We start from the raw sequence: 26,634 nt of genomic DNA, 5'->3' as shown, positions 1-26,634 counted from the left end.
GCTGTCCTATCGATCGTATTTGTAAAAAACGTCTCCGGCAGTTTCCGGATACATTGCGTCAAAAAGGCTGCCGTGACATTTCTGTGCGCAGCAGCCCCTCTTATCTGCGGGATACGGGTCCTGCAGGTTCATTTTGTAAGGAGAGCCGTTCTCTTACGCGATCTCCCCGTTTCCATCTTTTCTGGATCTTCCGGACAACGCCTTTTTCGGCACCGTCACATCGCGGTATACGACTTCCGGCTTTTCCTTTCCGTCCACCGCATCCTTCGTAACGGTACAGATACCCACGTTGGAATCGGACGGAACCTCGTACATCGTATCCATCATGACAGATTCCATGATCGCACGGAGTCCTCTTGCTCCCGTCTTTCTCTCCACCGCCATATGGGCGATCTCGTGGACAGCCTCCGGAGTGAACTCCAGCTTCACGTCATCCAGCTCAAATAACTTCTGATACTGTTTTACGAGCGCGTTCTTCGGCTCCGTGAGGATCCGCACAAGGGCATCCTCATCCAGAAGATCTAAGGATACCATCACCGGGACTCTTCCGACAAACTCCGGGATCAGACCGAATTTCGTAAGATCCTGCGGCATCGCCTGCTTTAACAGCTTGCTGATATCCGTATTTTTCTTATCCACGATCTTCGCGCCGAAACCGATGGAACTTGTCTCCAGTCTGGACTCGATAATTCTCTCAAGGCCATCGAAAGCACCGCCGCAGATGAACAGGATGTTCGTCGTATCGATCTGGATCAGCTCCTGCTGCGGATGCTTTCTGCCGCCCTGAGGCGGAACGCTTGCAACAGTACCTTCCAGGATCTTTAACAACGCCTGCTGGACGCCCTCGCCGGAAACATCACGGGTAATGGACACATTCTCGGATTTTTTTGTGATCTTATCGATCTCATCGATGTAAATAATACCGTACTCCGCACGGCTCACATCATTATCTGCTGCCTGGATCAATTTTAAGAGGATGTTCTCCACGTCCTCGCCGACATAACCGGCCTCAGTCAGCGTCGTTGCATCTGCGATCGCAAACGGAACACCTAAAAGCTTCGCAAGTGTCTGCGCAAGATAAGTCTTGCCGGATCCGGTCGGACCGAGCATCAGGATATTGCTCTTCTGAAGATCAACATCACTTTCCTTCTTCGATGTGATTCTCTTATAATGATTGTAAACAGCCACGGAAAGAACTTTCTTCGCCTCATCCTGTCCGATCACATAGTCGTCCAGAAATTCTTTGATCTCCTTCGGTTTTAAGAGGTTGATTCCGGAGAAATCCGGTCTTTCCTCCTCCTCGTTTCCGAGTTCTTCCTCAAGGATCTCACTGCAGAGTTCGATACACTCATCACAGATATAGACGCCGTTGGAGCCGGCTATCATTTTTCTTACCTGATCCTGATTCTTTCCGCAGAAGGAACATCTGATCTTTTCCTCAGGTCTTACTGGCATGTTCGCACCTCAATTCTAAATTTATAACCGGACCTAGTGTCCTGTGATCACGCGGTCGATCAGGCCGTATGCGGCTGCCTCTTCCGCTGTCATATAATTATCTCTCTCCGTATCGCGGGCGATCACGTCGAGCGGCTGCCCTGTGTTTGCAGCCAGGATCTTGTTGAGCTTTTCTTTTGTCTTTAAGATCTGCTCCGCAACGATCTTGATCTCCGTTGCCTGACCCTGTGCCCCGCCGGACGGCTGATGGATCATGACCTCAGCGTTCGGAAGCGCAAAACGTTTGCCCTTCGCACCGCTGGAGAGAAGGAATGCTCCCATGCTTGCAGCCATACCGATGCAGGTCGTGCATACGTCGCATTTAATATAGTTCATCGTATCATAGATCGCCATACCGGCCGTTACGGAACCGCCCGGGCTGTTGATATAAAGGTTGATGTCCTTATTCGGATCCTCGGATTCCAGGAACAGGAGCTGAGCCACAACAAGGCTCGCGCTCACATCGTTTACTTCCTCACCGAGGAAAATAATACGGTCTTTTAATAATCTGGAATAGATATCGTAGGAACGCTCTCCTCTGCTTGTAGATTCAAGCACATAAGGTACTAAGCTCATATTATTTCCTCCATCTTTTCTTTTATGATCGCGGCACACAGAAATATCTGTCCGGAACCTGTGCTCACCGTCAAAATTCCGGCTGTCTGCACACATTTCGGAACTATCCCTGTATAACCGACTGGGGATTGCCGCGAAAAGCTCTCCGCAGCAACCCCCTCTGAATGCGGGTCATGGTCCGTCATCAGACCACTTTCCACCATGTTTTCTGTGCAGATCCGTCTAAAGTATGTTGCCCTGATTAGTCAACGAACTTTGCCTCAGCTACAAGGAAGTCGATCGCTTTCTGTACAGCAAGGTCTTCTTTTAACTGTGCCATCTGCTCTTCACCAAACATACCCTTGATCTGTTCTTTATCCATCTTGAAGTCTGCAGCCATCTTGTCGAACTGCTCCTCAACTGCAGCATCGTCAGCCTGGATGTTTTCAGCCTTTACAACTGCCTCGAGAACAAGTCTTGTCTGAATTCTCTTGATCGCCTGCGGCTTCATCTGCTCGCCGATCTTCTCAGCTGTCATGCCTGTGATCTCAACATACTGCTTGAAGGAGATACCCTGGCTCTCAAGTCTGCGCGCATAGTCGTTGACCATACCGTTAACCTGCTCCTCAACCATCTGATCCGGGATCTCCATTGTTGCGTTCTCGATTACCTTAGCAACGACCTTATCCTCGTCTGCTGTCTTAGCTGCTTCAATCTTCTCAGCCTGTAATTTCTCTGTAAGGTCTTTCTTGTACTCTTCCATTGTATCGAAATCAGATACTTCGCTTGCGAACTCATCGTTTGCTTCCGGAAGCTCTTTTCTCTGGATCTCTTTTACTTTTACTTTGAATACAGCCGGTTTGTTCTTTAACTCTTCTACATGGTACTCAGCCGGGAATGTTACGTTTACTTCGCACTCTTCGCCGGTCTTCTTGCCGATGAGCTGCTCCTCAAAGTTGTCGATGAATGTATGGGAACCGATCGTAAGCGGATAGTCCTCAGCCTTGCCACCCTCGAATCTCTTTCCGTCTACGGAACCGTCGAAGTCGATCGTTACCTGATCGCCATCCTCAACGCCTCTGTCCTCAACTGTGATCAGGCGGGAGTTTTTCTCTCTTGCGCGCTTGATCTCTGTCTCGATATCTTCCTCTGTAACGTCAGATTTTGTCTTCTGAACCTCTACGCCCTTGTACTGGCCAAGAGTAACTTCCGGCTTAACAGCAACCTTTGCTGTGTAGATGAAGGACTTTCCTTCCTCGATCTGCTCGATGGAAACAGCCGGACGGGAAACGATCTCAAGTCCGCTCTCCTTTGCAGCATCCGGATAGCTTGCGTCGATCACTTCATCAACGGCATCCTCGTAGAATACGCCAACACCATACATCTTCTTGATCATGTTGAACGGAGCTTTTCCTTTTCTGAAGCCCGGGATATTGAATTTACCCTTATTCTTATTATAGGAATGCTGTACAGCCTCCTCAAACTTTTCTGCCGGCACTTCGATTGTAAGTTTTGCCGTATTCTTCTCTAAATTCTCAACCTGTACGCTCATTTTATGAGTTCCTCCTTAAATATATCGATAGCGGGGATCGGATGGTCCCGCCCGTATGATCTCGTAACTGCCGCTTTTTGGGCGTTACACGTTTTCCGGCATTATGATGGCCGCTCAGCGAAAAATCCGCCCGCAGGCATCACTTCTCCGTCACGCGCACATAGCGCCGCATGAAATTATAACATAAGACGCATAAAAAGACCAGACCTAAATTACAAAAAATCCAGAAAATACGGGATATTCTTGCTGCAAATACCTGCATTCTCTCCCCACGCCTGCCAGTCCATACCATTCCCGGCACACCACGCTCACATAACGCGCCTGCCCCACAGCGGTGAGTATCCAGGCAGGCGCACCTTGATCCGGGGATCTGGTTCCTCTTAGCTCGCGGGTGACTGCGTTGGAACACAGATGCCGCACTGTCTGAGCGCAGCGAGTTTGCGGCATCTGTGTTCCGCCTTTAGCAGGCACACGCAAGCTTAGCGGAACCATCCCCGCGTGCACCTGCCCGGATACTCACCGCGTACCTCAGCCAACACCCTCAGCGAGTCTATTTATCTCTCATACTGGATCGCCTTCCTGATCTTCTCCGCCTCATTCTCACTCACCAGAATACGGATCAGCTCCAACCCAAGGTCGATCGCCCATCCCATTCCGCGTCCGGTACTGATCAGCCGATCCGTTACCACACCGTCGCCGCGGCAGTCCGCACCCTTCATCTGATTCTCAAACCCCGGATAGCAGGTCGCACGATGGCCTTCGACAAGACCGAGCTCCCCTAAAACACTCGGAGCCGCACAGATCGCCGCAAGCCGCTTTCCTGCTGCAGCATGGGCCTTCAGCATCTCTGCCAGACCTCTGTGCGCCTTCAGGTTATTCGTTCCGACAAGTCCGCCCGGGAGGAACAGCACATCTGCGTCATCCCCGATCTCCTCGAACAGACAGTCTGCCTCAATCTTAAAACCGTGGGATCCCGTCACCATCTTTCTTCCCATGATGGAGACCAGTTTCACATCCACTTTCGCTCTTCTCAGGCAGTCACACACCGCGAGGCACTCCACCTCTTCCATTCCGTCTGCCACAAACGCATATACTCTTGCCATTTTCATTTACGCACCTTTCTGATCGCAGTGCGGGGGAAATCCCTGCCTTATAACGCAGTAGAAATCCCCCGCAAATCTCATTTTTTCGTAACTGTTCAGTACCCTCACAGTTACGAGCAAAAATCCATTCCAGATCGGCTTCGCCGATGGGATTTTTGCCTCCAGACCTGTGCTTTATTACGGTCAGCGCAGCAAGTGCGCAGACATACTGAATAGTTACATTTTTTCAACATCACTGTCCGTCTTTCTCATCATCCGTATACGGATAAAATTTCCCGTTCAGATAATATCCGCGTCCAGGTCCGCCCTCCGACCGTTTTACTTCTGTTCCGCGATCCTCTGCATCCGCCTGCTGCTGTGCGGAAGAATCCACGGTCTGCTCTGGTCCATGATACTGATACGGCTCCTGCGGCATATCATTCCAGCTGTCCGAGGCGCTGTTCTGTCCCTGTCCGTACGAATAACCGGTTCCGCCATTCTGTCCATAGCCGCCGTTCATATTTCCAGTTCCATACGCACCGTATCCGCCGCCCGGGTTTTCATTCCCACCGACATCTCTCACACTGTCCGGTTCCACATACTGTCCGCCATAGCGCGCGTTATTCTGTACAAACGGTTCCCCTCCGAATCCATTCAGGCGTCCCGAATATGGTCCGCGAAGCACTGCGTAAAGCTCCGCAAAGGTTGCATCCACATACGGCTGGACGAAGAAGGTTCCGATACCGCAGAGCAGGGTTCCTAAAAGCTGCCATCCCAGGAAGGAAAGGCCGAGTACAAAGGCGTTCCATTTCTGTCCATCCATCATCTCTTTCGAGAGTCTTAAAACTTCCATCGTCTTCATATCCGGGTTTTCAGCAAGAATATATGGAACCATCAGATAGCAGTACTGGAAATAAACAGAAACAAAAGCTCCTATCGTAGCGCATATCATTACTGCCCAAAATACACTACCGATCCATTCAACACCATTAAACAAGATCACAAGAAATCCCAACAGACTGGCCAGGATCACAACACTCTCTGTGATCAGTCCCCGAAGGAACTGGGTTCCCACGATCTTTAAATATCCATTGGAAAATCCCCAGAAGATCTTTCCGACACCCGCCGACTGCCCCGTCACACGGCTTTCCAGATAGAACCGGTTCCGTCCGACTTCAAACAATGGCTGTACAAAAATTCCGATCACGACAGAGACGATCACAATAACGACCACCGCTCCCGCGAAAAGACGGTAAAACAGGTTGCTCGCAACCATGGATCCGGCATTTCCGGCTCCCGGTCCGTAAGCGTCGCCAAGTCCAGGGACAAGCTCGATCCCGCTGGCAAGACCACTCTGGGTACTTCCACTGAGGCTGCCGTCGCCTCCTAATTCACCGATCAAAAGACCGCTCTGGTCATCCCGGCTGCTTCCCGTCGCATTCTGCTCCAGGTAGCTTGTAACTCTCTGCGTGTTTGCATTCGATCCGCCGAATCCGCTGAGGATCGCAAAGATCAGGCTCACCGCAAATGCCGCCCAGTAATATCTGCTCAGACACATTTTTGCACGGTTCTTTAACTCTGTCCTTGTCCACATACGCACTCCTCCTTTTTTCATGAACGGTGTTGACCGATATGCAAAAACAGGACGTTCTCCCGGATTCCGCATACTGGAACCGCTGAACTTTCATCTACATTTGTTTACTAATATTGTAACATGTTTTTTTACAAAAGACCTTACTTTTTCCTTGCGATATGATATGATTTATTACAGTTTGTTTCAATCACTGCCGGTAATTTCATAAGAACTGGCGATCAAATCTTCTGCCGCAACCGCCGGCATCCCAGAAAGGATATTTATCATGGAAATCGAACGCAAATTTCTCGTCACGACACCTCCTGAAAACTATGGGTCCTTCCCTCTTCATGAGATCGAACAGGCATACCTCTGCACCGAACCTGTGGTGAGGATCCGGAAGGAAGATGACAACTACTACCTCACCTACAAATCCAAAGGATTTCTCGCAAGGGAAGAATATAATCTTCCGCTCACAAAAGAGGCCTACGCCCACCTGCTCACAAAAGCGGACGGGAACGTCCTCACGAAAAAACGCTACCTGCTCCCTGTCCCGGGACGCGAGGATCTCACCGTGGAATTCGATGTCTTTGAAGGAAAATTCGCCGGACTCATGCTCGCGGAGATTGAGTTTTCCTCCGAGGAGGACGCAAAAGCCTTTCCTCCGCTCCCCTGGTTTGACCGGGATGTGACCTGGTCCGGAGAATACCAGAACAGCAAGCTTTCAAAAATGCCGTAACTTGTAAAAAAAGACCACCGACGGCCCAAAGAACCGCCGATGGTCTTATTTATTTTCATTCAGATTGCACGGATCCGGAAGAAATTACATCATTCCGCCCATTCCGCCTGCGCCTGCCGGCATTGCCGGAGTCTCTTCTTTGATGTTTGCAACAACGGACTCTGTTGTAAGGAGTGTGGAAGCAACACTTGTTGCGTTCTGTAATGCACTTCTTGTAACCTTAGCCGGATCAAGGATACCAGCTTTGATCATATCAACAAACTCTTCGTTGTAAGCATCGAAGCCCTGGCCAACCGGAAGCTCTTTTACTTTATTTACGATCACAGCACCCTCAAGACCTGCGTTGGATACGATGTGGAATAACGGAGCTTCGAGAGCCTTTAAGATGATCTTTCCGCCGGTCTTCTCATCGCCTTCCATGCCGTTTACAAGAGCTGCAACCTTCTCTGCTGCATGAACATAAGCAGATCCGCCGCCTGCGATGATACCTTCTTCAACAGCTGCCTTTGTAGCTGCAAGAGCATCTTCCATACGAAGCTTTGCTTCTTTCATCTCTGTCTCAGTAGCAGCACCTACACGGATAACAGCTACGCCGCCAGCGAGTTTTGCAAGTCTCTCCTGAAGTTTCTCTCTGTCGAAATCGGATTTTGTCTCTTCGATCTGACCTTTGATCTGGGCAACTCTGTCAGCGATGGCTTTCTTGTCGCCGAGACCGTCAACGATGATCGTGTTCTCTTTCTGAACCTTAACGGATTTTGCACGTCCAAGCTGCTCCATTGTAGCATCCTTGAGGTCAAGACCGAGTTCATCAGAGATCACAGTACCGCCTGTTAAGATCGCGATATCCTTTAACATCTCTTTTCTTCTGTCGCCGTAGCCCGGTGCCTTAACGCCAACTACGCTGAATGTACCTCTTAACTTGTTGACGATAAGAGTTGTAAGAGCCTCGCCTTCGATATCCTCAGCGATGATGAGAAGCTTTGCACCTGTCTTAACGATCTGCTCGAGTAACGGAAGAATATCGTTGATGTTTGCGATCTTCTTATCTGTGATCAAGATATACGGGTCATCAAGAGTTGCCTCCATCTTCTCCATATCTGTGCACATATATGCGGAAATGTATCCACGGTCGAACTGCATACCTTCTACAAGGTCAAGCTCTGTTTTCATGGTCTTGGACTCTTCGATTGTGATAACGCCGTCGTTTGTAACTTTCTCCATTGCGTCTGCAACCATCTCGCCGACCTCATCGCTTGCTGCAGAGATTGCTGCAACTCTTGCGATCTGGTCCTTGCTGCTGATCGGCTCACTCATCTCTGCGATCGCCTTAACAGCTTCGTCGGTAGCTTTCTTCATACCTTTTCTTAATACGATCGGGTTTGCACCTGCTGCCAGGTTCTTCATACCTTCATTTACCATAGCCTGTGCAAGAACGGTAGCGGTTGTTGTACCATCACCGGCAACATCGTTTGTCTTTGTTGCAACTTCTTTTAACAGCTGTGCGCCCATGTTCTCAAACGGGTCTTCCAGTTCGATCTCTTTTGCGATCGTAACACCATCGTTTGTGATGAGCGGAGCACCGAAGGATTTGTCGAGAACAACGTTTCTTCCTTTCGGTCCGATCGTTACGCGAACGGTATCAGCAAGTTTATTTACACCAGCTTCAAGAGCTTTTCTGGCCTCAACGCCATATTTAATTTCCTTAGCCATGTTAAGATTCCTCCAATCAATAATAAGTGATTATTCGATCACTGCAAGAATATCATTCTGTTTTACGATGATGTAATCTTCTTCCTCAACTTTTACTTCTGTTCCGGAGTATTTGGAGTAGATGACCTTATCGCCCGGTTTTACCTGCATCTTGATCTCTTTTCCGTCAACAACTCCGCCAGGACCAACAGCGATCACTTCTGCCTGCTGCGGTTTTTCCTTTGCCTGACCCGGAAGAACGATACCGGATTTTGTGGTCTCTTCTGCAACTAACTGTTTTAAAACAACTCTGTCAAATAATGGTACTAATTTCATTACTGACTCCTCCTTGTCATTTTACAAGCTCTTGTGACCGCTCTGTAATTTTCAGTCACAATTCTTTTTTTCTTTTATCTTATTCAGTCTGACTAAGGTCTTTTCCCTGACCCCTCGTCACAAATCATGTTATAGCACATGTTGTTAGCACTGTCAAGTCATGAGTGCTAATTATTTTATGAAAAATTTGTGACCTATGAATTTTCTGCATTTTCCTCCGTCAATCGTTCAATATATATCAATTTACGCGGAGAATCTTCATACAGACAAGCCTTCCGGGAATCTTCCTGTTACAGTAGGCGGGCATGGAATGTCCGTATACTGTAAAAACTTTTCATTGGTTTTATACATTTTTTTAACTTTTTTCATAATTATCTCTTTCTTTTTCCCATGAATTCGATTATGATTATAAATAGCAGACTGGCGGCTGCAGGCAGGATCTTCGATCCTCTGGATGCAGCGGAAAGGAGAATGAACCATGTCAAAAAAGAAATCAGGCCTTCTTATCGCATTTGGCGCGATGCTCGGCGGCGCAGTTGCGGCCGGTATCTCCTACTATCTGAAATTAAAATCCTTCAATGATGAGCTCGATCAGGATTTTCACGAATACGAGGAAGAAGATTCCCCTTCTGATGAAAATGAAGAGAAAGCGGAAAGTGCTCCGGAAAGAACTTATATTACGATCAACTCCGGAAAAGACGCAGAGACCGCCGATGATCCTGCAGCAGAAAAAAAAGAAGATCCCGATACAGCAGAATGTTCAGCAGCAGAGGGAACCTGCGAAACAGCAGCAGACAGCAGCTCTGCGGCAGAGGGATCTGCAGCAAATGAAAAAACATCCTCCGTTGTAGTTGAGGACGATACGGAGGAAGGAAAAACTGAATGATACAAAGTCTTCTCCGCTCCATGGAGCTATTAGAAGTTTTGAAAGAAAAAAACCGCAATTTCTCGATCGCGGAACTGGCGGAAGCGATGGAGCTTCCCCCAAGTACGGTACACCGGATCCTTCAGACATTCTGTGAGAAAAAGTATGTGATCCGCGATGACAGATCCCACACCTACCGGCTCGGTCCGGCACTTATTCCTTTAGGAAAGGCTGCCGCCAGAGGGATCCGTCTTCAGGATGCTGCCCACAGTATCCTGACGCAGCTCGCAAAGCAGACAAAGGAGGACGCTTATCTCGTGATCCCGGTCGGCAATAAGGGCCTTGTGATCGAGAAAGTCGATGGTCCGAGCCACTTAAAGGTCGTCGAGGAATTCGGCTACGAGATGTATATGCACTGCGGAGCGATCCGAAAGGTCCTCCTTGCATGGCAGAGTCCGACCTTCATCGACGAATATTTCCGAACCATCATCATCCACGACCAGGCGTTCCCGCATGTCCGCCCGGATGATCTGCGCGAAGAGTTAAAAAAGATCCGCCAGGACGGCTACGCCATTACCCGCGGAGAATATGTCAACGATGCTGTCGGGATCGGTGCCCCGGTCTTCAACTCTGAGGGCGAGCTTGCAGGTTCCATCGGCATTATTGCCCCGGAGATCCGGATCGGCTCTCCGGAACTTCTTGAGACCCAGAGAGATCTTGTCCAGTTTTATGCATCCGCCCTCTCCTCCGACCTCGGATACGAGAAGCACGATGTATTTCAATAGTCACTTTTGAATCTTCGGGATATACATTTTCAAATGTATATCCCTTTTTGTATCTTTTCCTCTATCCTTTTTTCACTCCAGCGCTTCGCGCAAAAGTTCCACGCCCTTCCGGATCTCCTCTTCTGTAAGTCCTGCATACCCAAGAACGATCGTGTGGGATTCCTTTGCCCGCCTTTCTTCCATACAAAATCCGGACAGACCGTAGACGCGGACCTTTTTTTCTTCTGCCTTCGCTAAAAGCGCCTGTTCCGCTTCACCCTTTCTGTCGGTCAGAAGAACATGAAGTCCCGCGTATTCCCCCTTGATCTCGAACCGTTTTTCCAATGGTTTTAATGCACCAAGGAGTACATCATGCTTTCCCTTGTAGATCTCGCGCATCCTGTTCAGATGGCGCTCGAAATATCCCCCGGAAATAAAATTCGCCAGGATCCTCTGATCGACTCTGGATACCGTCGAGGAATAAAATCTTCCCTTTTTGCGGTATACGGAAAGCAGACTTTCCGGAAGCACCATGTATCCCACACGGATCGCAGGGGCGATAGCCTTCGAAAAGGTTCCCATATACACGACCGAACCCGTCTGATCCATCCCCTGGAGCGCCGGGATCGGTTTTCCCTTATACCGGAATTCACTGTCATAGTCATCCTCGATCAGATACCTTCCGGGAAGCTCCCCCGCCCAGGATAAAAGCTCCTGCCTCCGCTTTACCGGCATCACGATCCCTGTCGGGAACTGATGGGACGGCATCACATACGCGGCCTGCGCAGTCTGATCCTCAAGCTCCTTTACACAGAATCCATTCTTATCGATCCCCACCGGCAGGACTTTATGCCCCACGCCGGATAATACCCGGTACGCCTGTCGGTAAGTGGGATCTTCCATTGCGATCACTGCATCTTTTCCGAGCAGCTGGGAGAGCAGCATCAGAAGATATTCGTTTCCCGCTCCGATGATGATCTGGGATGCATCGCAGTTCACGCCGCGCGCCGCATGGAGATATTCCCGGATCGCCTCCCTGAGGATCAGGTCTCCCTGCGGATCCCCCTTCAAAAAAAGATCCCGGTCCTCCTCCTTCAGGACAGCACGGCTGATCTTTCTCCAGGTCGCATAGGGAAAGCCCTCCAGGTCGATCCCGCGCGGGGAAAAATCCACTTCCATTTTTTCCGAAAAGAGCTGCTCCCCGGCATTTTCCTGTTCCATGCCGGAGGACAGCTCTCTTTTCTGATCCGTTCTGGCAACGGCAGACCGCGCCACCGGAGGAAAAATTCCGTCCAGTGACGCCGCAAAATAACCCTTTCGCGGAACTGCCTCAAGATAACCTTCCGACACCAGCTGCTCATACGCAAGCTGCGTCGTACTCCTGCTGACCTTAAGGCTCTTCGCAAGATCCCTGGATGAAGGGAGCTGCTTTTCCGGTCTTATATTGCCTTTTCGGATCTCATCTTTGATATATTGATAGATCTGTTCATACAGAGGCCTGTCCCCCTGTACATTTAACGGTACGATCAATTCCATAAATCTTTATTTCGGAAGCTTGAAGGAGCTCTTTAAGGAAACGATACGGTTGTATACCGGCTTTCCTTCCTCGCTGTCCTTGCAGTCTACACAGTAATAACCGTTTCTCATAAACTGGAAGCTGTCGTAAGCCTTTGCCTCCATGAGCTTCGGCTCTACATATGCGGTCGTGACGGTCTTGGAGTTCGGATTTAAGTTCAGGGTTCCGTCTGCGTTCAGCTTTCCTTTTTCCTCATCCACGATATTCTCATAGAGACGGCACTCGACTTTTCCGGCTGTCGGAACAGATACCCAGTGGATCGTTCCTTTTACCTTTCTTCCGGTAAATCCGGAACCGCTCTTTGTCTCCGGATCGTATGTGCAGTGGATCACTATCACATTTCCGTTTTCATCCTTCTCAACACCGGTACATGTCACGAAGTAAGCTCCCATGAGACGCACTTCATTGCCCGGGAAGAGGCGGAAATACTTCTTCGGCGGATTCTCCATGAAGTCCTCGCGCTCGATGTAGAGTTCTCTTGAGAACGGAACCTCACGCTCGCCCATCTCCGGATTTTCAAGGTTGTTCGGGATACTTAACATCTCGGTCTGTCCTTCCGGATAGTTATCGATCACAAGTTTGACCGGATCAAGAACAGCCATCATTCTCGGGCGTTTTAACTTCAGGTCCTCACGGATGCAGTACTCCAGCATCGCATAGTCGACGGAGCTGTTTGCCTTGGAAACACCGACGAGATCCACGAACATTCTTAAAGATTCCGGTGTATATCCTCTTCTTCTGAGAGCAGCGATCGTAACAAGACGCGGGTCATCCCAGCCGTCCACGATCCCGTCCTCAACGAGTTTTTTAATGTAACGTTTTCCGGTTACAACGTTTGTCAGGTACATCTTTGCGAACTCGATCTGACGAGGCGGATTCTCAAATTCACATTCTCTTACGACCCAGTCGTAGAGAGGTCTGTGATCCTCAAATTCCAGAGTACAGATGGAGTGTGTGATGTGCTCGACTGCGTCCTCGATCGGATGAGCGAAGTCGTACATCGGGTAGATGCACCACTTGTCTCCCGTGTTGTGGTGTGTCATATGGGCAACACGATAGAGGACCGGATCACGCATGTTGATGTTCGGGGATGCCATATCGATCTTCGCACGGAGAACCTTCTCACCGTCCTTGTACATACCGTTCTTCATGTTTTCGAATAACTGGAGGTTCTCCTCGATCGAACGGTCACGGTACGGGCTGTTTTTACCCGGTGTTGTGAAGTCACCGCGGTACTCCTTGATCTGGTCAGCAGAAAGATCGCAGACAAACGCTTTTCCCTTTTTGATCAGCTTTACTGCACACTCATACATTGTGTCGAAGTAGTTGGAAGCAAAGAACAATCTGTCCTCAAAGTCAGCGCCAAGCCACTTTACATCCTCTGTGATCGACTGTACAAACTCCGTTTTTTCCTTCGTCGGGTTTGTATCATCGAAACGAAGATTAAACTTTCCGCCATACTCTTTTGCGAGACCGGAGTTTAAGATGATCGATTTTGCATGTCCGATATGAAGGTAGCCGTTCGGCTCCGGTGGGAACCGGGTCTGGACATGGTCATATACTCCTTCCGCAAGATCTTTATCAATTTCCTGCTCGATAAAGTTTTTGGAAACTACTTCTTTTGTTTCCTCAGCCGGTGTCATATTCTCAGCCATATCAATTTCCTCCATTTCGTTTTTTCAATAACATGCCCGTACATCCTTCTATTTTCAATTTCCGCCGTATTTCCTTTTCCGGCAGGATCAGATATCGAACTGTTATAGATATAATACTAAATATTAGCACACTTTATCAAAGAATTAAAGGGGAAATTTTACAGGATTTACATCCTTGACTATGTTATCTTTCCTTTTTACCGGCAGGAATCTTCTGAACCGAAATTTCTGCCAATGAAAAAGGGTGAAAATTATTGACTGAAAATGTAGAAAATCCTTTGACGAATCTGTATTCAGGGATTATACTGTCCTTATAACCTGCTAAATTTTTCACAATATATAAAATCCGGAGGAAATGATATGGACAAGAATTCTTTCGATCTGATAACATTTGGTGAGATCATGCTGCGCCTTTCCCCGCCGCGTCATGCCCGCATCGTCGATGGCGATATCTTCGAAAAGCGTGCCGGCGGAGCGGAACTCAATGTTGCTTCCGGCGTTGCCCTTTTAGGACTTCGTACCGGTATCGTTTCCAAACTTCCGCAGAATGAGCTCGGAACCTTCATTAAAAACAGGATCCGTTTTGTCGGCGTATCCGATGACTATCTCGTCTATGACGACACACCGGACGCAAGACTAGGACTCTACTATTACGAGATGGGTGCTGCCCCGAGAAAGCCTACGATCGTCTATGACCGCCATCAGGCTTCCGTTACGAGGATCAAAATGAGCGAGATCCCGGATGACATCTACCACTCCGCGAGAATGTTCCACACGAGCGGAATTTCGTTAGCGCTCTGTCAGAACATGCAGAATGTTGCTGTGGAGCTGATCCGCCGATTCAAGGCCGCTGGAGCAACGATCTCCTTCGATGTCAACTACCGCGCGAACCTCTGGAGTGAGGAAGATGCCAGAAAGACGATCGAGGAGATCCTTCCGCTCGTCGATGTGCTCTTTGTCTCCGAGGAGACAAGCCGCCGGATGTTCAAAAAGACCGGTGACCTGAAGGAGATCATGAAGAGCTATGCCACTGATTATGGCGTAAAGATCGTTGCCACCACCCAGCGCACGGTCATCAGCCCGAGAAAACACAACTTCACTTCGATCGTCTACGACGCACGCTCTGATAAATTTTACACAGAGGCGCCTTACAACGACATCGATGTCATCGACCGGATCGGTTCCGGTGACGCCTATGTGGCCGGTGTCCTCTTTGGACTCTTAAAATACGGCGACCCTGAAAAGGCCATGCAGTTCGGAAATGCCACATCGAGCGTCAAAAACACGGTACCCGGCGATCTTCCGTCCTCCGATTTCAAAGAGATCGACCGGATCATCCGCGAACATCATTCCACAGGTCCGGTAAGTGAGATGAACCGGTAAGAAACAGCTGATTTTATCACATAAAACTTTTTGCACAAAAAGGTCTGAGTCTTTAATGCTGCTCAGACCTTTTTTATTCTATCATTCTCCATGTACACAACGTTTAAGCCAATCAGGCAAGTGAAAACACGCTTCGCGAGTTTCCCCTTGTTATCGCGACAGTCGCCAAGGTCTCGCGCAAGCGCGGACTTTGGCTCGTTGTTTTTTACATTTCCTTACAGATCCAGATCGATGAACTCGAAGCCATCATCATTCTCTGTCTTCTTATCAGGAGCTGCTTTCGCGGCTTCCGCTTCCTTCGCAAGATTTCTCGACAGATCTTTTTCCACATCTGCGACATTCTTTCTGACAGGTCTTGCCGGTCTCTCCGGTGCTGCTGTTCCGGTTTCTGCGGAAGGTCTTTCCGTTCTTACCGTTTCACGGGTTTGTACCGCCGGACGGCGTGTCTGTGCAGCCGGCTGTCTTCTGCGCGGCGCTTCTTCATTTTCCTCATACGGAAGTGTTTCTGTGCAGGCAGCCGGTCTTGCGGCCGGTCTTCTCTCCGGTGCTTTCGCTGTCATTCCGGACTTTTTCGTTGTCTGCTTCCCGGACTTTCTGTTTTTCCGTCCGTCTTCGTAGTCATCATATTCGTCATCGTATCTGTCGCGGTCCGGGTTCTTCGGTGCCTTCGGCTTTCTAAGCAGAAGAACGACCACAATGATCACTAAGATAATGCAGAGTGCAAAGAGTCCGATCACAAAGAATCCGCGAATCTCATAGTCCTTTAACAGACTGTTGTAATCCTCCGCAACCTTTAAGTACTTGCTGCGCGCATCTGCCGCATCCGGATCCTGGAAATAACGCTGGAGCGTCATCTCTTTCTGATCATAGCGGTAGAAGCCTTCATCGCCATTTTCGTTCCGGCCGTAGACTACACAGTATTCCGGAGCAGAATCTCCGCTGTCCTTCCAGATCCAGCCGTGAACCGTATGATCTCCGATATCGATGGTGCACTCGGCAAATCCGTCCGGAAGAGCTGTTCCCTCAGGGATGCACTCAGGAGGAAGAACGACAACCGTCTTCTCCGCCATCTTGACGACCACATATGCGGATAATGTTCCGGTCTCACTGTTGTATACAAAGAAATCTCCCTTGCCGGTATCATCGGTCATGTAAAGCAGGGTCATTCCGGAATCATCTGTCGCTGCCTTTACGGTTCTTCCCTCATACTCGATCTCCGTCGCAGTAAAGCCGGACGGGAGTTCCGAATCATCAAAGGTATCCGCAACCGTCCAGTTGCCTTCCTCGCCGACAACACCGCCGCTTGTCTCAGTGGAATCCGCAGTTGTCTCCTCATCGGAAGATGCCGCCTCGTCAGACTTTGTCACAACGATCGTGTACGTCTTTGTTGTCTCCCCGTCTTCCGCCGTAACGGTACAGGTGATCGTGTTCTCCCCGTCCTGGAGATCATCATTTCCGCTGATAGCAACCTTTGCAGCTCCATCTTTTGCAGGTGCACTGACCGTTACGGAAGTCACATCGCTGGAAACCGCAGCCGTGTACTCCGTAACATCGGCGGAGAACGCCGGTTTCAGCGTACCAGGTGAGATTTCAAGGGATGACAGGGACGCATCTTTGGAGGAAGACGCCGCCGCATTGATCTTCACGGAAGCACTTCCGACATGGTCAAGTGTTACAGCCTTGGAATCTGCATCATAAACCTCCTGGGATGTCACCGTGATGGAGGAAGTTCCCGCCTTTAAGGCATTAAATTTCAGTGTAAAACTGAATACCTTCTGGTCTGCGGCTTCCGCAGAACCGGTCACGCGGACCGAACCGGCGCCGCCGTTTGCATTTGTTCCGCTGACAAATTCAAGGGCATCCGCATCATACTGGAGCATCACGTCCGAGGAACCGAGAGCTCCGTCCGAAGTGATCTTCATCGTGACAGATACCTGATCTCCCACCGAAGCGGTCGGGTCGGAAAATGAGAGTTTCCCGGAGGCCGCAAAAGAGACCATGGATCCTGCCGGCAGCAGCATGACCATCAGAGCGAACGCCAGCAGTCCTGCCGCCAGTTTTTTCATACATTGTTTCATATTCTTCTCCTATTCCAGCTCATTCAGACAAATACCTGATCTCCTGCCCGCAAAGGCAACGGGTAAATCACGGTCCCTGTCAGAATAAGCTCCTATATCATCTTGATCCAGGCATAGTCTTTCCAGAAACAGACCTGTAATACGTTTTGTTCTATCTTGACGCTGTCACAAGTTTTCCGCTGCCGGAGGCGCCTTCCGGGTACGAACCTGTACTTCCCGGATTCGTACTTCCGGAGGTACCGGTCGTGCCCGAAGATGTCGTCACGAGCTTTCCGGAGCCGGAAGCACCTTCCGGATAGGAACTCTGTGTCCCGGAAGTGCTGCTTCCCGGACCGGAAGTTCCGGAACTACTTCCGGAGCTCGATGTACCTGTCGAACCGCCAGGTCCCACCGTTGATCCGGACTGACTTCCCGCCGAGCTGCCCGTTGACGGGGAGACAACAGTTGTACTGCCGTTTCCGTTTCCTTTTGCAATGGAAACCTGGTATGTTCTCGTATCACCGTTTTCTGCCTTCACTACGATCTTAACGATTGTCGTTCCGCTGCCGAGACTGATCGTACCGGCTCCGCTGACAGTTGCCTTGGAGTCGATCGCCGTCGCGCGGATATTGACGGAGGAAACGGAAGAATCAACAACAAGGTCATATTTCTCCGTATCCTTGCTGAAAGTCGGTGTCAGGGAATATCCGTCGATCGTGATTCCGGACAGTTTATTGTTCGGGCTTCCATTCACGGTCGGTTTCGCGCACGCTGTTTCCGGCATGTTATTGAACACCGGGATCTTAAAGACAAGTGCCTGTTTCTTCATCGCATCCGTATATGCTCTTGCGAGCTTCGCGCCCTCTCCGGCCGCGCCCTCCACGTTGGTCATATACTGGTGCTTGTACAGATTGCTACCCTGCACATTAAACTTTTTTAAATAGAAGGTATCCTGTCCGTTTTTCAGGAAATTCTCGCTGTAGTAGGTCGCTCCGCCAATGATGGACTTCTCAATGGAATTCCATGGTCTGCCGTAACTTCCCGACTGGGATGCATACCAGAGTCCTCTTGTAATTGCAGACATGGATCCCGACGCAAAAGCGCCGACATTAAAGAAGTTATAATATCCTTCATAGCCTGCGGTCTTTCCTGAAATACTTCCCGACTTTCCGGTTCCCTGCTCCTGAAGGATCATCGCTCCGAGAACGTAAGGATTGACACCGGTCTGCGCAGCCGCCTTCATGATGATATCCACATAAGTCTGCCCGGTCGGTACCGGAGATGTGTTTGACGCACCGGTATTGTCATCGGTGATCGAGGATGCATCCATTCCCGGGCCGTACTCGACCTCCGGGAGTGCCGTCGTGATCACTTTTCTCTGGCTGATCGTGGAGCTCACTGTGGAACCAGGGCCCTCAAGACTCACGCCCTGACTGCCGGTACTGCCGGAGCTGCTTCCCGAAGAAGTTCCTCCGGATGTGCCCGTGCTCATTCCCGGTCCATAGCTCTCTCCCTGCTGGAGCGAGCCGGAAGTCCCTGTGCTTCCGCTGTTATTGACGACCGGAGAGTTTCCGGAACCGGTGGTCTCCTGCACGCTCTGGGTCGCCGCGGTTGTCGACTCCGGTGTTTTTTCCAGGAATGTTCCGGTGATCAGGCTTGTAAGTCCCTCTCTCGTCTGCGCATTGCTGTCGTAAGCATGATGCAGGAACTGGAACACGTAAGTATCATTCAAAAAGTTTCTCGGATCCATATAGTAGGCGACAATATCTTTTGATGCCGCCACCCAGGACGATCCGTCAAAGCCTGTCCAGATTCCGGTATTCCAGTCATAGGCACCGTACTCTGTGGATTTCCAGGAAGAAATGCTGGATTTTGATACCAGATTCGTTCCGACAGCTCCCTCCGCCGCCATCACGTCGCTCCAGTTCAGCCCCGTCTTCTGAGCCTGAAAGACCCAGGTCGGATGCTCCGTGTGAAGTGTCCGCAGAGACACCTTATAGCTTTCCGGGAATCCCTGACTGTTCAGATAATTCTCAAACGTGGAGTCATAGCTGTAGGATACCGGGAATTTAATATAATCTGACCGGACGTAGCCTTCCTGCGTCCCGGATCCGGAAGAAAACTGGATCTTATACCAGGTTTTTCCATCCGATCCGGCTGTCTCGGAGACCACCGTGACGGCCGCCCCGTAGGCCAGCTTTTTTACGACGGATCCCGTCGTCCCCGGTGTGCTTCTCACATTCAGGGTAGTCGCATTTACCGTCGCCGAACCTGTCGCCGCATACGCCAGAGACAGTCCGGATATCATCGTTCCGGTCCGAGCCGCGCAGTCCCCCAAAAGGACCGCTCCCAGCATCAGCGCCAGAATTCTTTTTTGTTTTTTTGTCATGTTTTTCTTCTCTCCCACTGCCGGTTTCGTGATTTTTTGCATAAAACCGACATCATACCCATTATAATGACAAAGGCACTTTTCTGTCAACCGCGCAGGGAAAACTTCACACAAATTCCAAATATTGCCGCATTTTCTTAAGGGTTTTGTAAAAGTTTGGTTAAATAGAATGTGCCTCGGCACATTCGTGCGCCTCGCGCGGTCGCTTGCGACAATCTTCATCTTCGCGCGAGTGTGCATCTTAGGCACGCAGTGCCTTTTTTTAACAGGAAGTTCCATCGGAATTTCCTGTTAAAAAAATCCGGCACCTCCTCTCGGAAATGCCGGACTCACTTTTTTCGTCAATTGATATTCAGATTTACTGCAAAATTATACCGGATAAGCTTTATTCGCTTTGTCAGCAGTCTTCTGGTCAACCTTCGTCTGCTGTGCTTCGCGGTACTCGAAGAAGTCTTTCGCTACAGCCGGGAACAGAGCGTAGGATAAAACATCCTCATCCTGCTGCTTCCACTGTGCGCACTCCTTCTCGAATTTCGGTAACTGCGGCGGGATCAGATCTGCTGGACGACAGGTGATCGGAGTCGCGTCACCGATGATCTTCTTCTGGACTTCTTTGTTGAACGGTTTCACCGTCTTACCAAATTCGCCCATCATGATCTTCTTGGATTCCTTCGGAACCATTTTGTATCTCTCGCCGGAAAGAACGTTCATAACAGCCTGTGTACCAACGATCTGGGAGGACGGAGTTACAAGCGGCGGTTCGCCGAAATCTTTTCTTACTCTCGGGATTTCCTCAAGCACTGCGCGGTACTTGTCTTCCTGTCCTGCTTCCTTTAACTGGGAAACAAGGTTGGAAAGCATTCCGCCCGGTACCTGGTACTGGAGAGTCTTTATGTTGACACCGAGAACCTTCGGATTCAGGAGTCCGCTCTTTAAAGCTTCCTCACGGATCGGAGTGAAGTAATCGGTGATCTCTGCAAGCAGATTCTGGTCGTAACCAGTATCATACTTGGTTCCGCGGAATGTCTCGACCATAACTTCTGTTGCTGGCTGGGATGTACCGAGAGCCAGCGGAGACATTGCACAGTCAATGATATCACAGCCTGCTTCCACAGCCTTTAAGTATGTCATGGAAGCAACACCGGAGGTATAGTGCGTGTGCAGGTCGATCGGCAGTTTAGTGCCCTGCTTTAATGCCGTAACGAGCTCGGAAGCCGCATACGGAGTTAAAAGACCAGCCATATCCTTGATGCAGAGGGAGTCAGCGCCCATGCTCTCGATCTCGGAAGCGATATTCTTCCAGTAATCAAGTGTATACGCATCGCCTAATGTGTAGCAAAGGGCGATCTGGGCATGTCCGCCTTCCTTCTTTGTCGCCTTAACGGCAGTCTCAAGGTTTCTGATATCATTCAGGCAGTCGAAAATACGGATAATATCAATTCCGTTTGCGATGGATTTCTGTACGAAGTACTCAACCACATCGTCCGCGTAATGATTGTATCCAAGGATGTTCTGACCACGAAACAGCATCTGGAGCTTTGTGTTCTTAAAACCGGCTCTCAGCTTTCTGAGTCTCTCCCACGGATCTTCTTTCAGGAAACGCAGGCAGGCATCAAAAGTAGCGCCGCCCCAGCATTCTACTGCGTGGTAGCCAACTTTATCCATTTTGTCAACGATCGGAAGCATCTGCTCAGTCGTCATTCTTGTTGCAAGGAGAGACTGATGCGCATCACGAAGAACGGTCTCAACGATCTTAACCGGCTTTTTCTGAACTTCTGCCATTTTATTATCCTCCTACCGGGAGATCTGCCTGAGCAGACCTCCCCTATATCAAAAGTTTCGGTTTCAATTAAACTCCGAAGATAGCCATGAAGGTACCGGCAGCAACTGCTGTACCGATAACACCTGCTACGTTCGGACCCATTGCATGCATCAGAAGGAAGTTTGTCGGATCTGCCTCAGAACCAACCTTCTGGGATACACGGGCTGCCATCGGAACTGCGGATACTCCGGCAGAACCGATTAACGGATTAACCTTACCACCAGTTACCTTGCACATGAGCTTACCGAAGATAACGCCGGCTGCTGTACCGAACGCGAACGCGATAAGTCCAAGGATAACGATCTTGATGGTTGTAACTTTTAAGAATCTCTCAGCACTTGTTGTAGCGCCAACGGAAAGACCGAGAACGATTACAACGATGTACATAAGAGCGTTGGAAGCTGTCTCCTGTAACTGTTTAACAACGCCAGACTCACGGAAGAGGTTACCAACCATAAGCATACCAACGAGCGGTGCAGTTGTCGGAAGGATCATACAAACAACGATCGTAACGATAACCGGGAAGAGGATCTTCTCAAGTTTGGATACCGGACGAAGCTGTTCCATCTTGATCTTTCTCTCTTCTTCTGTTGTTAAGAGTTTCATGATCGGCGGCTGGATGATCGGAACGAGCGCCATGTAGGAGTAAGCTGCTACAGCGATCGGTCCCATGAACTCTGTCTGTCCAAGCTTACCAGCAAGGAAGATGGAAGTCGGGCCGTCTGCACCACCGATGATGGAGATCGCAGCTGCTGCCTTGTCGTTGAAGCCCATGAAAATAGCCATAAAGTAAGCGGCGTAGATACCGAACTGAGCGGCAGCGCCTAAAAGGAAGCTCTTCGGGTTAGCGATGAGCGGACCGAAGTCTGTCATAGCGCCGACACCCATGAAGATCAGGGACGGGAGAATACTCCACTCGTCCAGTAAATAAAAGTAGTGAAGAAGTCCTCCAACACCGTTGGAAGAATCTTCAATGCTCAGCATAATATCCGGATAGATATTTACGAGCAGCATACCAAAGGAAATCGGCACAAGAAGAAGCGGCTCGAACCCTTTACCGATTGCAAGGTAAAGGAAGATACACGCAACTAAGATCATGATCAGGTTTCCTACGCTTAAGTTCAGGAATGCTGTCTGCTGAAGAAGATTCAAAAGTGTATTTTGAATGTATTCCATGTTAATCCCTCCATGTGGAATCTGCAGTCAGCAGAAAATTAGTTTAATGTAGCGAGTGTAGCACCCGGCTCTACGGAATCACCAACAGCAACGTTGATTGTTGCAACAGTGCCGTCCTGCGGAGCAACGATCTCGTTCTCCATCTTCATAGCTTCAAGGATCAGGAGAACCTGACCTCTCTTAACAGCCTGACCTGCAGATGCCTTAACACCAAGGATCTTACCCGGCATCGGAGCTGTAACTGCTACTGCGCCTGCTGCGCCAGCCGGAGCTGCTGCCGGTGCCGGAGCTGCCTTCGGTGCTGCTGCCGGTGCTGCCTTCGGAGCCGGTGCTGCTGCCTTCGGTGCGGAAGCTGCGCCTGTGAAGCCCTCTTCTACTGTTACTTCATATACATTACCGTTTACTGTGATTGTATAATTTTTCATTGTGATTTCCTCCTGATAATATTAATTCCAGTTTCTGTTAGAAACACGTTTGATGGAGCGGACTACAAGTCCGTTGTCAACAGTCTCTTTTCCCTCGTAAGCTGCGATTGCTGCTGTGATTACGGAAACGAGTTCTGTATCATCGGTAAGGTTCTCCTCCTCAGCCGGAGCTGCTGTCGGAGCCGGTGCTGCTGCAGGGGCCGGAGCTGCTGGTGCTGCCGGTGCTGGCGCTGCCGCATTCTTCTTTGCTTTCATCTTTGCCTCAAATACGCTGATGTATTTGAACATGCTGATCAGCCAGCTGATGAAGATCAGGACTACGAATACAACGCCCATACCCATTAAGGTATTCATTCCGGCTTTCGCCATCTTCTCGCCTGTTGTGTAAACCGGGGAGAAGGAAATTGTCTCAACTTTGCTGAGATCTTCGTCCGCGATCAGAGTGAATTCCATCGCTCTCTTCTCGTAAACGGTGTTCATTCTTGCGATATAGCCGTCATCACCTTTTGTAACGACTGCTGTCTCGCTGGAAACGAACGCGCCAAGGTCATCCTTAATGGAATCCCAGGATTTTAACGCATTCTCCATAACAGTATCTTTGTTCTTTACGCTTGTTGCAAGGGCCTGTTCGATGGAAGCATCATCCATCTGGTTGAACAGATCCAGGTACTGCTGGGAGCCGGACTGCATCGCCATTTCGATCTGTGGATCGATTGTTTCAGCGGTGTCAGCGGCTGCAGAGCATCCTGCAAGCGTGAAGAGGCAAACTGCCATGCAGAGTGCAAGCCAGATTCTTCTAATTCTCTGTTTCATATTTCAGCCACCTCATATTAGATCGTTCCGTGCTTTTTGGACGGACGATCCTCTCTTTTTGTGAACAGCATCTCAAATGCAGCAGCTACACGCTGTCTTGTCTCGGAAGCCTCGATGATATCGTCTACATATCCTCTCTTTGCTGCCGCAAGTGCGCTTGCCTGCATCTCATTATACTGTGCTGCTTTTTCATTGATCAGGGCTGCCGCATTGTCAGCCTTTGCGATCTCGTCAGCATACATGATCTTCACAGCCGGTGCTGCTTCCATGACGCCGATCTTCGCGTTCTTCCATGCGTATACAATGTCAGAACCGATGGACTTGCTGTTCATGGTAAGACCTGCTGTTCCGTTTGCCTTGCCGACAACGACAGTTACCTTCGGAACATCTGCGTTTGCGAATGCGTAGGTCAGGCGTGCTGCCGCCTTCGCGATCTTCTTCTCGTTGCATTTGCAGTTCTTGTAGCCGTCTACATTGACGAGTGTAAGTACCGGGATCTCGAAAGCGTTGCAGAAGTTTACAAATGCTGCTGCTTTCTCACATCCTGCTGCGGTAAGGGCTGCGTCATAAGTAGCAGTCTTCTCGCCGTCTGTATAAACTTCGCTGCGGTTTGCAACACAGCCAACGGTAGCTCCGTTTAAACGGATAAATGCCGTTACCATCTCCGGTGCATAGTCCTTCTTCATTTCCATGTAGAAGCTATCGTCGGAGATCATGGACAGAGCGATAGATGTATCGCCTGCGCAATTTTCGATGTCTGTGCAGATTCTGTTTAAGTCATCTTCACATTCGCTGTAAGACATGTCATCCTCATTGTTTGCCGGGAGGATGGAAACAAGGTTTCTGATCTCTGTGAAAATTTCTTTCTCGGAGCCAGTCGCGCATACGTTTCCTGTCTCTTTTGCCTGATACTCAGCGCTGGAATTATCAGCATCGTTCTCAGCGATTACAAACGGAGCATTCACAAACATTTTTGCTTCCTGTTCCATAAATGTAAAATCAGCCATTTCAGATGCCACAGCCATTCCGCCGCCGCAGTTTCCGAACACAGCCTGGATCTGCGGGATCACACCGGATGCCATTGCCTGGCAGACATAAAGTTTGCCGAAGCCGTCCAGAGCATCCATGTTTTCCTGAAGTCTGAATCCTGCACAGTCAACAAGCCCGATAATGGGAGCACCCATTTTCATAGCCATATGATAGAGCTTCTCGATCTTCTTTGCGTGCATTTCGCCGATGGATCCGCCCATAACAGACGCGTCCTGGCTGTACACATAGACGAGAGCGCCATTGATCGTGCCATAACCGGTAACAACACCATCTGCAGGGGTTTCCTGAGACTGCATGTTGTAATCAGTGCTTCTGGCAGTAATATAAGCACCAACTTCAACAAAGCTGTTGTCATCAAGCAAATCATGAATTCTGTTGATTGCCGACGTTTTTGTCATTTTGCTTTCCTCCATTATTCCTTAAATTGACGAAAATCAAATTTCTGCCTAGTGTAATAATAAACGGATTTGATGCAAAATTCAAGGAGTTTTTCCCCGCTTTAGCAACATTTTTATCCCTTTTCGTCAGAAAAATTTAAGAAACTTTTTTTCTAATGCCTGTCTCGTGATGCAGTTAATTTTTTAAACCTCCTGCTTCCAGATGACGTTTCATCTCCGTAAAGCCCCGCCCACGGACTTCTCCGACCTGATGGACCACCATGAATGCTTCCTGATCGATATCCATGACGATCCGGTTCAATTTCTGGAGCTCCCGTCCGGAAACAACGGTAACAACAGCCATGGACGGCTTTCTCAGATGACCGCCCTCGACCTTGAACAGGGTCGTCCCGCGGTCAAGCTGCTGCTGTACTGCAAGATTGATCGCCTCATATTTTTCACTGATGATCTTCGCCTGCACCTGCTTTTTGCCCATCATGAGCATCTTGTCGAGGATCACCGTGTAGATCATGACCATGATGATCCCGTAAAGGATCTTTTCCCGATCACGGAAAAGAAGCTGGGACAGTAAGATCGCCACGTCGAACGCGTACATGGACACGGAAACCGGGATCTTAAGCCGCTTCTGGAGCACGAGCGGCGGAATGTCCATACCGCCGGTGGATGCTCCGGAGCGGATCACGATCCCCAACGAAAATCCGATCATCACTCCTGCAAAGATCGCGCAGAGCATGGGATCTTTTGTGAAAACGAAGTTTCCCGCCAGCGCGCTTAACCTGTTCAGGATAAATGGATAATAAAAAGTCGCGATCAGTGTTGTCGCCGCAAATTTCTTTCCGAGTTCCAGCCATCCGAGTCCGAACATGGCGATATTAAAGATCGCCACAAAGCCGGAGAGCGGGATCCCGAAGTAGTGTTCCGCAAAAAGTCCCAGGCCCGTGGCCCCCGCCGCGATCATGCCCGACGGAAGGATGAAGAGAACGACTCCTGCGGCATAGACCGTGAGGCAGAACAGGATGATCGCGGTCTGGATGACGGCGGATGCCGCCTTATTTTTCTTTGTTTCTGGTGTTTCCATGTTTTCTTTATCACCTTTCTTTTTAGATTGTCTATATTATATGTATTCTTTGTTCTTTTTTGTTTTTATAAACTATTCTGATCTGTTTTATGATCCGGTAAAGCTTTTACCGGTTAACACAGTACACATCTCCCAATGTCCTGCTCTCTCTTATCATTCAAAA

The 26,634-nt window shown here is 49.5% G+C and carries 21 protein-coding genes; 4 read left to right on the top strand and 17 right to left on the bottom strand.

The genetic code is table 11. From position 1 onward, the window contains the following. Window positions 1-153: 153 nt before the first annotated feature. The 5 genes from clpX to ACI3EW_RS06905 all read right to left on the bottom strand — a co-directional run bounded on the left by clpX (window position 154) and on the right by ACI3EW_RS06905 (window position 6,277). On the bottom strand, window positions 154-1,455 hold the full coding sequence (clpX, locus tag ACI3EW_RS06925) for an ATP-dependent Clp protease ATP-binding subunit ClpX (protein ID WP_118296853.1): 1,302 nt from the start codon (window positions 1,453-1,455) through the stop codon (window positions 154-156). 33 nt (window positions 1,456-1,488) lie between these two features. Continuing rightward, window positions 1,489-2,070 (bottom strand): ATP-dependent Clp endopeptidase proteolytic subunit ClpP, encoded by a 582-nt coding sequence (gene clpP / locus ACI3EW_RS06920; protein ID WP_118296855.1) that lies wholly within the window; start codon window positions 2,068-2,070, stop codon window positions 1,489-1,491. A gap of 241 nt (window positions 2,071-2,311) precedes the next feature. Continuing rightward, window positions 2,312-3,601, bottom strand: a complete 1,290-nt coding sequence (tig, locus tag ACI3EW_RS06915; RefSeq protein ID WP_118531752.1) for a trigger factor — start codon at window positions 3,599-3,601, stop codon at window positions 2,312-2,314. 554 nt (window positions 3,602-4,155) lie between these two features. Continuing rightward, complete coding sequence (locus ACI3EW_RS06910) at window positions 4,156-4,704, bottom strand: DJ-1 family glyoxalase III (protein ID WP_215702824.1); 549 nt, start codon at window positions 4,702-4,704, stop codon at window positions 4,156-4,158. Between the two features lie 232 nt (window positions 4,705-4,936). Next, window positions 4,937-6,277: a DUF975 family protein gene (locus tag ACI3EW_RS06905; protein WP_405581953.1), complete on the bottom strand. Its 1,341-nt coding sequence runs from the start codon at window positions 6,275-6,277 to the stop codon at window positions 4,937-4,939. Window positions 6,278-6,542: 265 nt separating this feature from the next. Between ACI3EW_RS06905 and ACI3EW_RS06900 the strand changes: the two genes are divergently transcribed. Continuing rightward, on the top strand, window positions 6,543-6,995 hold the full coding sequence (locus ACI3EW_RS06900) for a CYTH domain-containing protein (RefSeq protein ID WP_405581950.1): 453 nt from the start codon (window positions 6,543-6,545) through the stop codon (window positions 6,993-6,995). Between the two features lie 84 nt (window positions 6,996-7,079). On the opposite strand, the gene groL is transcribed toward ACI3EW_RS06900, so the two are convergent. Together groL and ACI3EW_RS06890 are read right to left on the bottom strand one after the other, a co-directional pair. After that, the gene (gene groL, locus ACI3EW_RS06895) at window positions 7,080-8,705 is read right to left on the bottom strand and encodes a chaperonin GroEL (protein WP_118296864.1); all 1,626 of its coding nucleotides are present in this window, start codon (window positions 8,703-8,705) and stop codon (window positions 7,080-7,082) included. A 30-nt stretch (window positions 8,706-8,735) separates the two neighbouring features. Then, complete coding sequence (locus ACI3EW_RS06890; protein WP_015554836.1) at window positions 8,736-9,020, bottom strand: co-chaperone GroES; 285 nt, start codon at window positions 9,018-9,020, stop codon at window positions 8,736-8,738. A 478-nt stretch (window positions 9,021-9,498) separates the two neighbouring features. Between ACI3EW_RS06890 and ACI3EW_RS06885 the strand changes: the two genes are divergently transcribed. Continuing rightward, window positions 9,499-9,906 (top strand): hypothetical protein, encoded by a 408-nt coding sequence (locus ACI3EW_RS06885; protein ID WP_405581947.1) that lies wholly within the window; start codon window positions 9,499-9,501, stop codon window positions 9,904-9,906. Beyond that, window positions 9,903-10,670, top strand: coding sequence for an IclR family transcriptional regulator (locus tag ACI3EW_RS06880; RefSeq protein WP_329752026.1), 768 nt, complete (start codon window positions 9,903-9,905; stop codon window positions 10,668-10,670). The genes ACI3EW_RS06885 and ACI3EW_RS06880 overlap by 4 nt, the downstream gene beginning before the upstream one ends. Window positions 10,671-10,742: 72 nt before the next feature. On the opposite strand, the gene pdxR is transcribed toward ACI3EW_RS06880, so the two are convergent. Both pdxR and ACI3EW_RS06870 read right to left on the bottom strand, forming a co-directional pair. Then, entirely contained in the window at window positions 10,743-12,185 is a 1,443-nt protein-coding gene (pdxR, locus tag ACI3EW_RS06875; protein ID WP_215702826.1) for a MocR-like pyridoxine biosynthesis transcription factor PdxR, read from the bottom strand. A gap of 6 nt (window positions 12,186-12,191) precedes the next feature. Then, window positions 12,192-13,880 (bottom strand): glutamine--tRNA ligase/YqeY domain fusion protein, encoded by a 1,689-nt coding sequence (locus ACI3EW_RS06870; protein ID WP_405581943.1) that lies wholly within the window; start codon window positions 13,878-13,880, stop codon window positions 12,192-12,194. Window positions 13,881-14,240: 360 nt separating this feature from the next. Here ACI3EW_RS06870 and ACI3EW_RS06865 point away from each other — a divergent pair, with 360 nt between their 5' ends. Then, the gene (locus ACI3EW_RS06865; protein ID WP_118296870.1) at window positions 14,241-15,263 is read left to right on the top strand and encodes a sugar kinase; all 1,023 of its coding nucleotides are present in this window, start codon (window positions 14,241-14,243) and stop codon (window positions 15,261-15,263) included. A gap of 215 nt (window positions 15,264-15,478) precedes the next feature. Here ACI3EW_RS06865 and ACI3EW_RS06860 read toward each other — a convergent pair whose 3' ends face one another. The 8 genes from ACI3EW_RS06860 to ACI3EW_RS06825 all read right to left on the bottom strand — a co-directional run bounded on the left by ACI3EW_RS06860 (window position 15,479) and on the right by ACI3EW_RS06825 (window position 26,471). Next, a complete protein-coding gene (locus ACI3EW_RS06860) occupies window positions 15,479-17,341 on the bottom strand; it encodes a cadherin-like beta sandwich domain-containing protein (RefSeq protein WP_405581934.1) in 1,863 nt (620 codons plus the stop codon). 151 nt (window positions 17,342-17,492) lie between these two features. Next, window positions 17,493-19,709, bottom strand: a complete 2,217-nt coding sequence (locus tag ACI3EW_RS06855) for an N-acetylglucosaminidase (RefSeq protein WP_182426806.1) — start codon at window positions 19,707-19,709, stop codon at window positions 17,493-17,495. A 369-nt stretch (window positions 19,710-20,078) separates the two neighbouring features. Continuing rightward, complete coding sequence (locus tag ACI3EW_RS06850; protein ID WP_118320878.1) at window positions 20,079-21,491, bottom strand: oxaloacetate decarboxylase subunit alpha; 1,413 nt, start codon at window positions 21,489-21,491, stop codon at window positions 20,079-20,081. Window positions 21,492-21,558: 67 nt separating this feature from the next. Next, the gene (locus ACI3EW_RS06845; protein WP_015554843.1) at window positions 21,559-22,707 is read right to left on the bottom strand and encodes a sodium ion-translocating decarboxylase subunit beta; all 1,149 of its coding nucleotides are present in this window, start codon (window positions 22,705-22,707) and stop codon (window positions 21,559-21,561) included. Window positions 22,708-22,745: 38 nt separating this feature from the next. Beyond that, window positions 22,746-23,132 (bottom strand): biotin/lipoyl-containing protein, encoded by a 387-nt coding sequence (locus ACI3EW_RS06840; protein ID WP_405581929.1) that lies wholly within the window; start codon window positions 23,130-23,132, stop codon window positions 22,746-22,748. A gap of 21 nt (window positions 23,133-23,153) precedes the next feature. Then, on the bottom strand, window positions 23,154-23,945 hold the full coding sequence (locus ACI3EW_RS06835) for an OadG family transporter subunit (protein ID WP_405581926.1): 792 nt from the start codon (window positions 23,943-23,945) through the stop codon (window positions 23,154-23,156). Between the two features lie 17 nt (window positions 23,946-23,962). Further along, the gene (locus ACI3EW_RS06830; protein WP_405581923.1) at window positions 23,963-25,393 is read right to left on the bottom strand and encodes an acyl-CoA carboxylase subunit beta; all 1,431 of its coding nucleotides are present in this window, start codon (window positions 25,391-25,393) and stop codon (window positions 23,963-23,965) included. Between the two features lie 175 nt (window positions 25,394-25,568). After that, window positions 25,569-26,471, bottom strand: coding sequence for a YitT family protein (locus ACI3EW_RS06825; RefSeq protein WP_118531774.1), 903 nt, complete (start codon window positions 26,469-26,471; stop codon window positions 25,569-25,571). Between the last annotated feature and the right edge of the window lie 163 nt (window positions 26,472-26,634).

The organism is Pilosibacter rotomagensis (assembly GCF_045062245.2).
Taxonomy (GTDB): Bacteria; Bacillota; Clostridia; order Lachnospirales; family Lachnospiraceae; genus Pilosibacter.
The sequence above is the reverse complement of the archived record's forward strand: the minus strand, read 5'-3'. Positions and strand labels throughout refer to the sequence as shown.

Excerpts from the sequence above, each read along its gene's own strand:
- clpX (WP_118296853.1), bottom strand. The coding sequence starts at position 1,455 with ATGCCAGTAAGACCTGAGGAAAAGATCAGATGTTCCTTCTGCGGAAAG.
- clpP (WP_118296855.1), bottom strand. The coding sequence starts at position 2,070 with ATGAGCTTAGTACCTTATGTGCTTGAATCTACAAGCAGAGGAGAGCGT.
- tig (WP_118531752.1), bottom strand. The coding sequence starts at position 3,601 with ATGAGCGTACAGGTTGAGAATTTAGAGAAGAATACGGCAAAACTTACA.
- ACI3EW_RS06910 (WP_215702824.1), bottom strand. The coding sequence starts at position 4,704 with ATGGCAAGAGTATATGCGTTTGTGGCAGACGGAATGGAAGAGGTGGAG.
- ACI3EW_RS06905 (WP_405581953.1), bottom strand. The coding sequence starts at position 6,277 with ATGTGGACAAGGACAGAGTTAAAGAACCGTGCAAAAATGTGTCTGAGC.
- ACI3EW_RS06900 (WP_405581950.1), top strand. The coding sequence starts at position 6,543 with ATGGAAATCGAACGCAAATTTCTCGTCACGACACCTCCTGAAAACTAT.
- groL (WP_118296864.1), bottom strand. The coding sequence starts at position 8,705 with ATGGCTAAGGAAATTAAATATGGCGTTGAGGCCAGAAAAGCTCTTGAA.
- ACI3EW_RS06890 (WP_015554836.1), bottom strand. The coding sequence starts at position 9,020 with ATGAAATTAGTACCATTATTTGACAGAGTTGTTTTAAAACAGTTAGTT.
- ACI3EW_RS06885 (WP_405581947.1), top strand. The coding sequence starts at position 9,499 with ATGTCAAAAAAGAAATCAGGCCTTCTTATCGCATTTGGCGCGATGCTC.
- ACI3EW_RS06880 (WP_329752026.1), top strand. The coding sequence starts at position 9,903 with ATGATACAAAGTCTTCTCCGCTCCATGGAGCTATTAGAAGTTTTGAAA.
- pdxR (WP_215702826.1), bottom strand. The coding sequence starts at position 12,185 with ATGGAATTGATCGTACCGTTAAATGTACAGGGGGACAGGCCTCTGTAT.
- ACI3EW_RS06870 (WP_405581943.1), bottom strand. The coding sequence starts at position 13,880 with ATGGCTGAGAATATGACACCGGCTGAGGAAACAAAAGAAGTAGTTTCC.
- ACI3EW_RS06865 (WP_118296870.1), top strand. The coding sequence starts at position 14,241 with ATGGACAAGAATTCTTTCGATCTGATAACATTTGGTGAGATCATGCTG.
- ACI3EW_RS06860 (WP_405581934.1), bottom strand. The coding sequence starts at position 17,341 with ATGAAACAATGTATGAAAAAACTGGCGGCAGGACTGCTGGCGTTCGCT.
- ACI3EW_RS06855 (WP_182426806.1), bottom strand. The coding sequence starts at position 19,709 with ATGACAAAAAAACAAAAAAGAATTCTGGCGCTGATGCTGGGAGCGGTC.
- ACI3EW_RS06850 (WP_118320878.1), bottom strand. The coding sequence starts at position 21,491 with ATGGCAGAAGTTCAGAAAAAGCCGGTTAAGATCGTTGAGACCGTTCTT.
- ACI3EW_RS06845 (WP_015554843.1), bottom strand. The coding sequence starts at position 22,707 with ATGGAATACATTCAAAATACACTTTTGAATCTTCTTCAGCAGACAGCA.
- ACI3EW_RS06840 (WP_405581929.1), bottom strand. The coding sequence starts at position 23,132 with ATGAAAAATTATACAATCACAGTAAACGGTAATGTATATGAAGTAACA.
- ACI3EW_RS06835 (WP_405581926.1), bottom strand. The coding sequence starts at position 23,945 with ATGAAACAGAGAATTAGAAGAATCTGGCTTGCACTCTGCATGGCAGTT.
- ACI3EW_RS06830 (WP_405581923.1), bottom strand. The coding sequence starts at position 25,393 with ATGACAAAAACGTCGGCAATCAACAGAATTCATGATTTGCTTGATGAC.
- ACI3EW_RS06825 (WP_118531774.1), bottom strand. The coding sequence starts at position 26,471 with ATGGAAACACCAGAAACAAAGAAAAATAAGGCGGCATCCGCCGTCATC.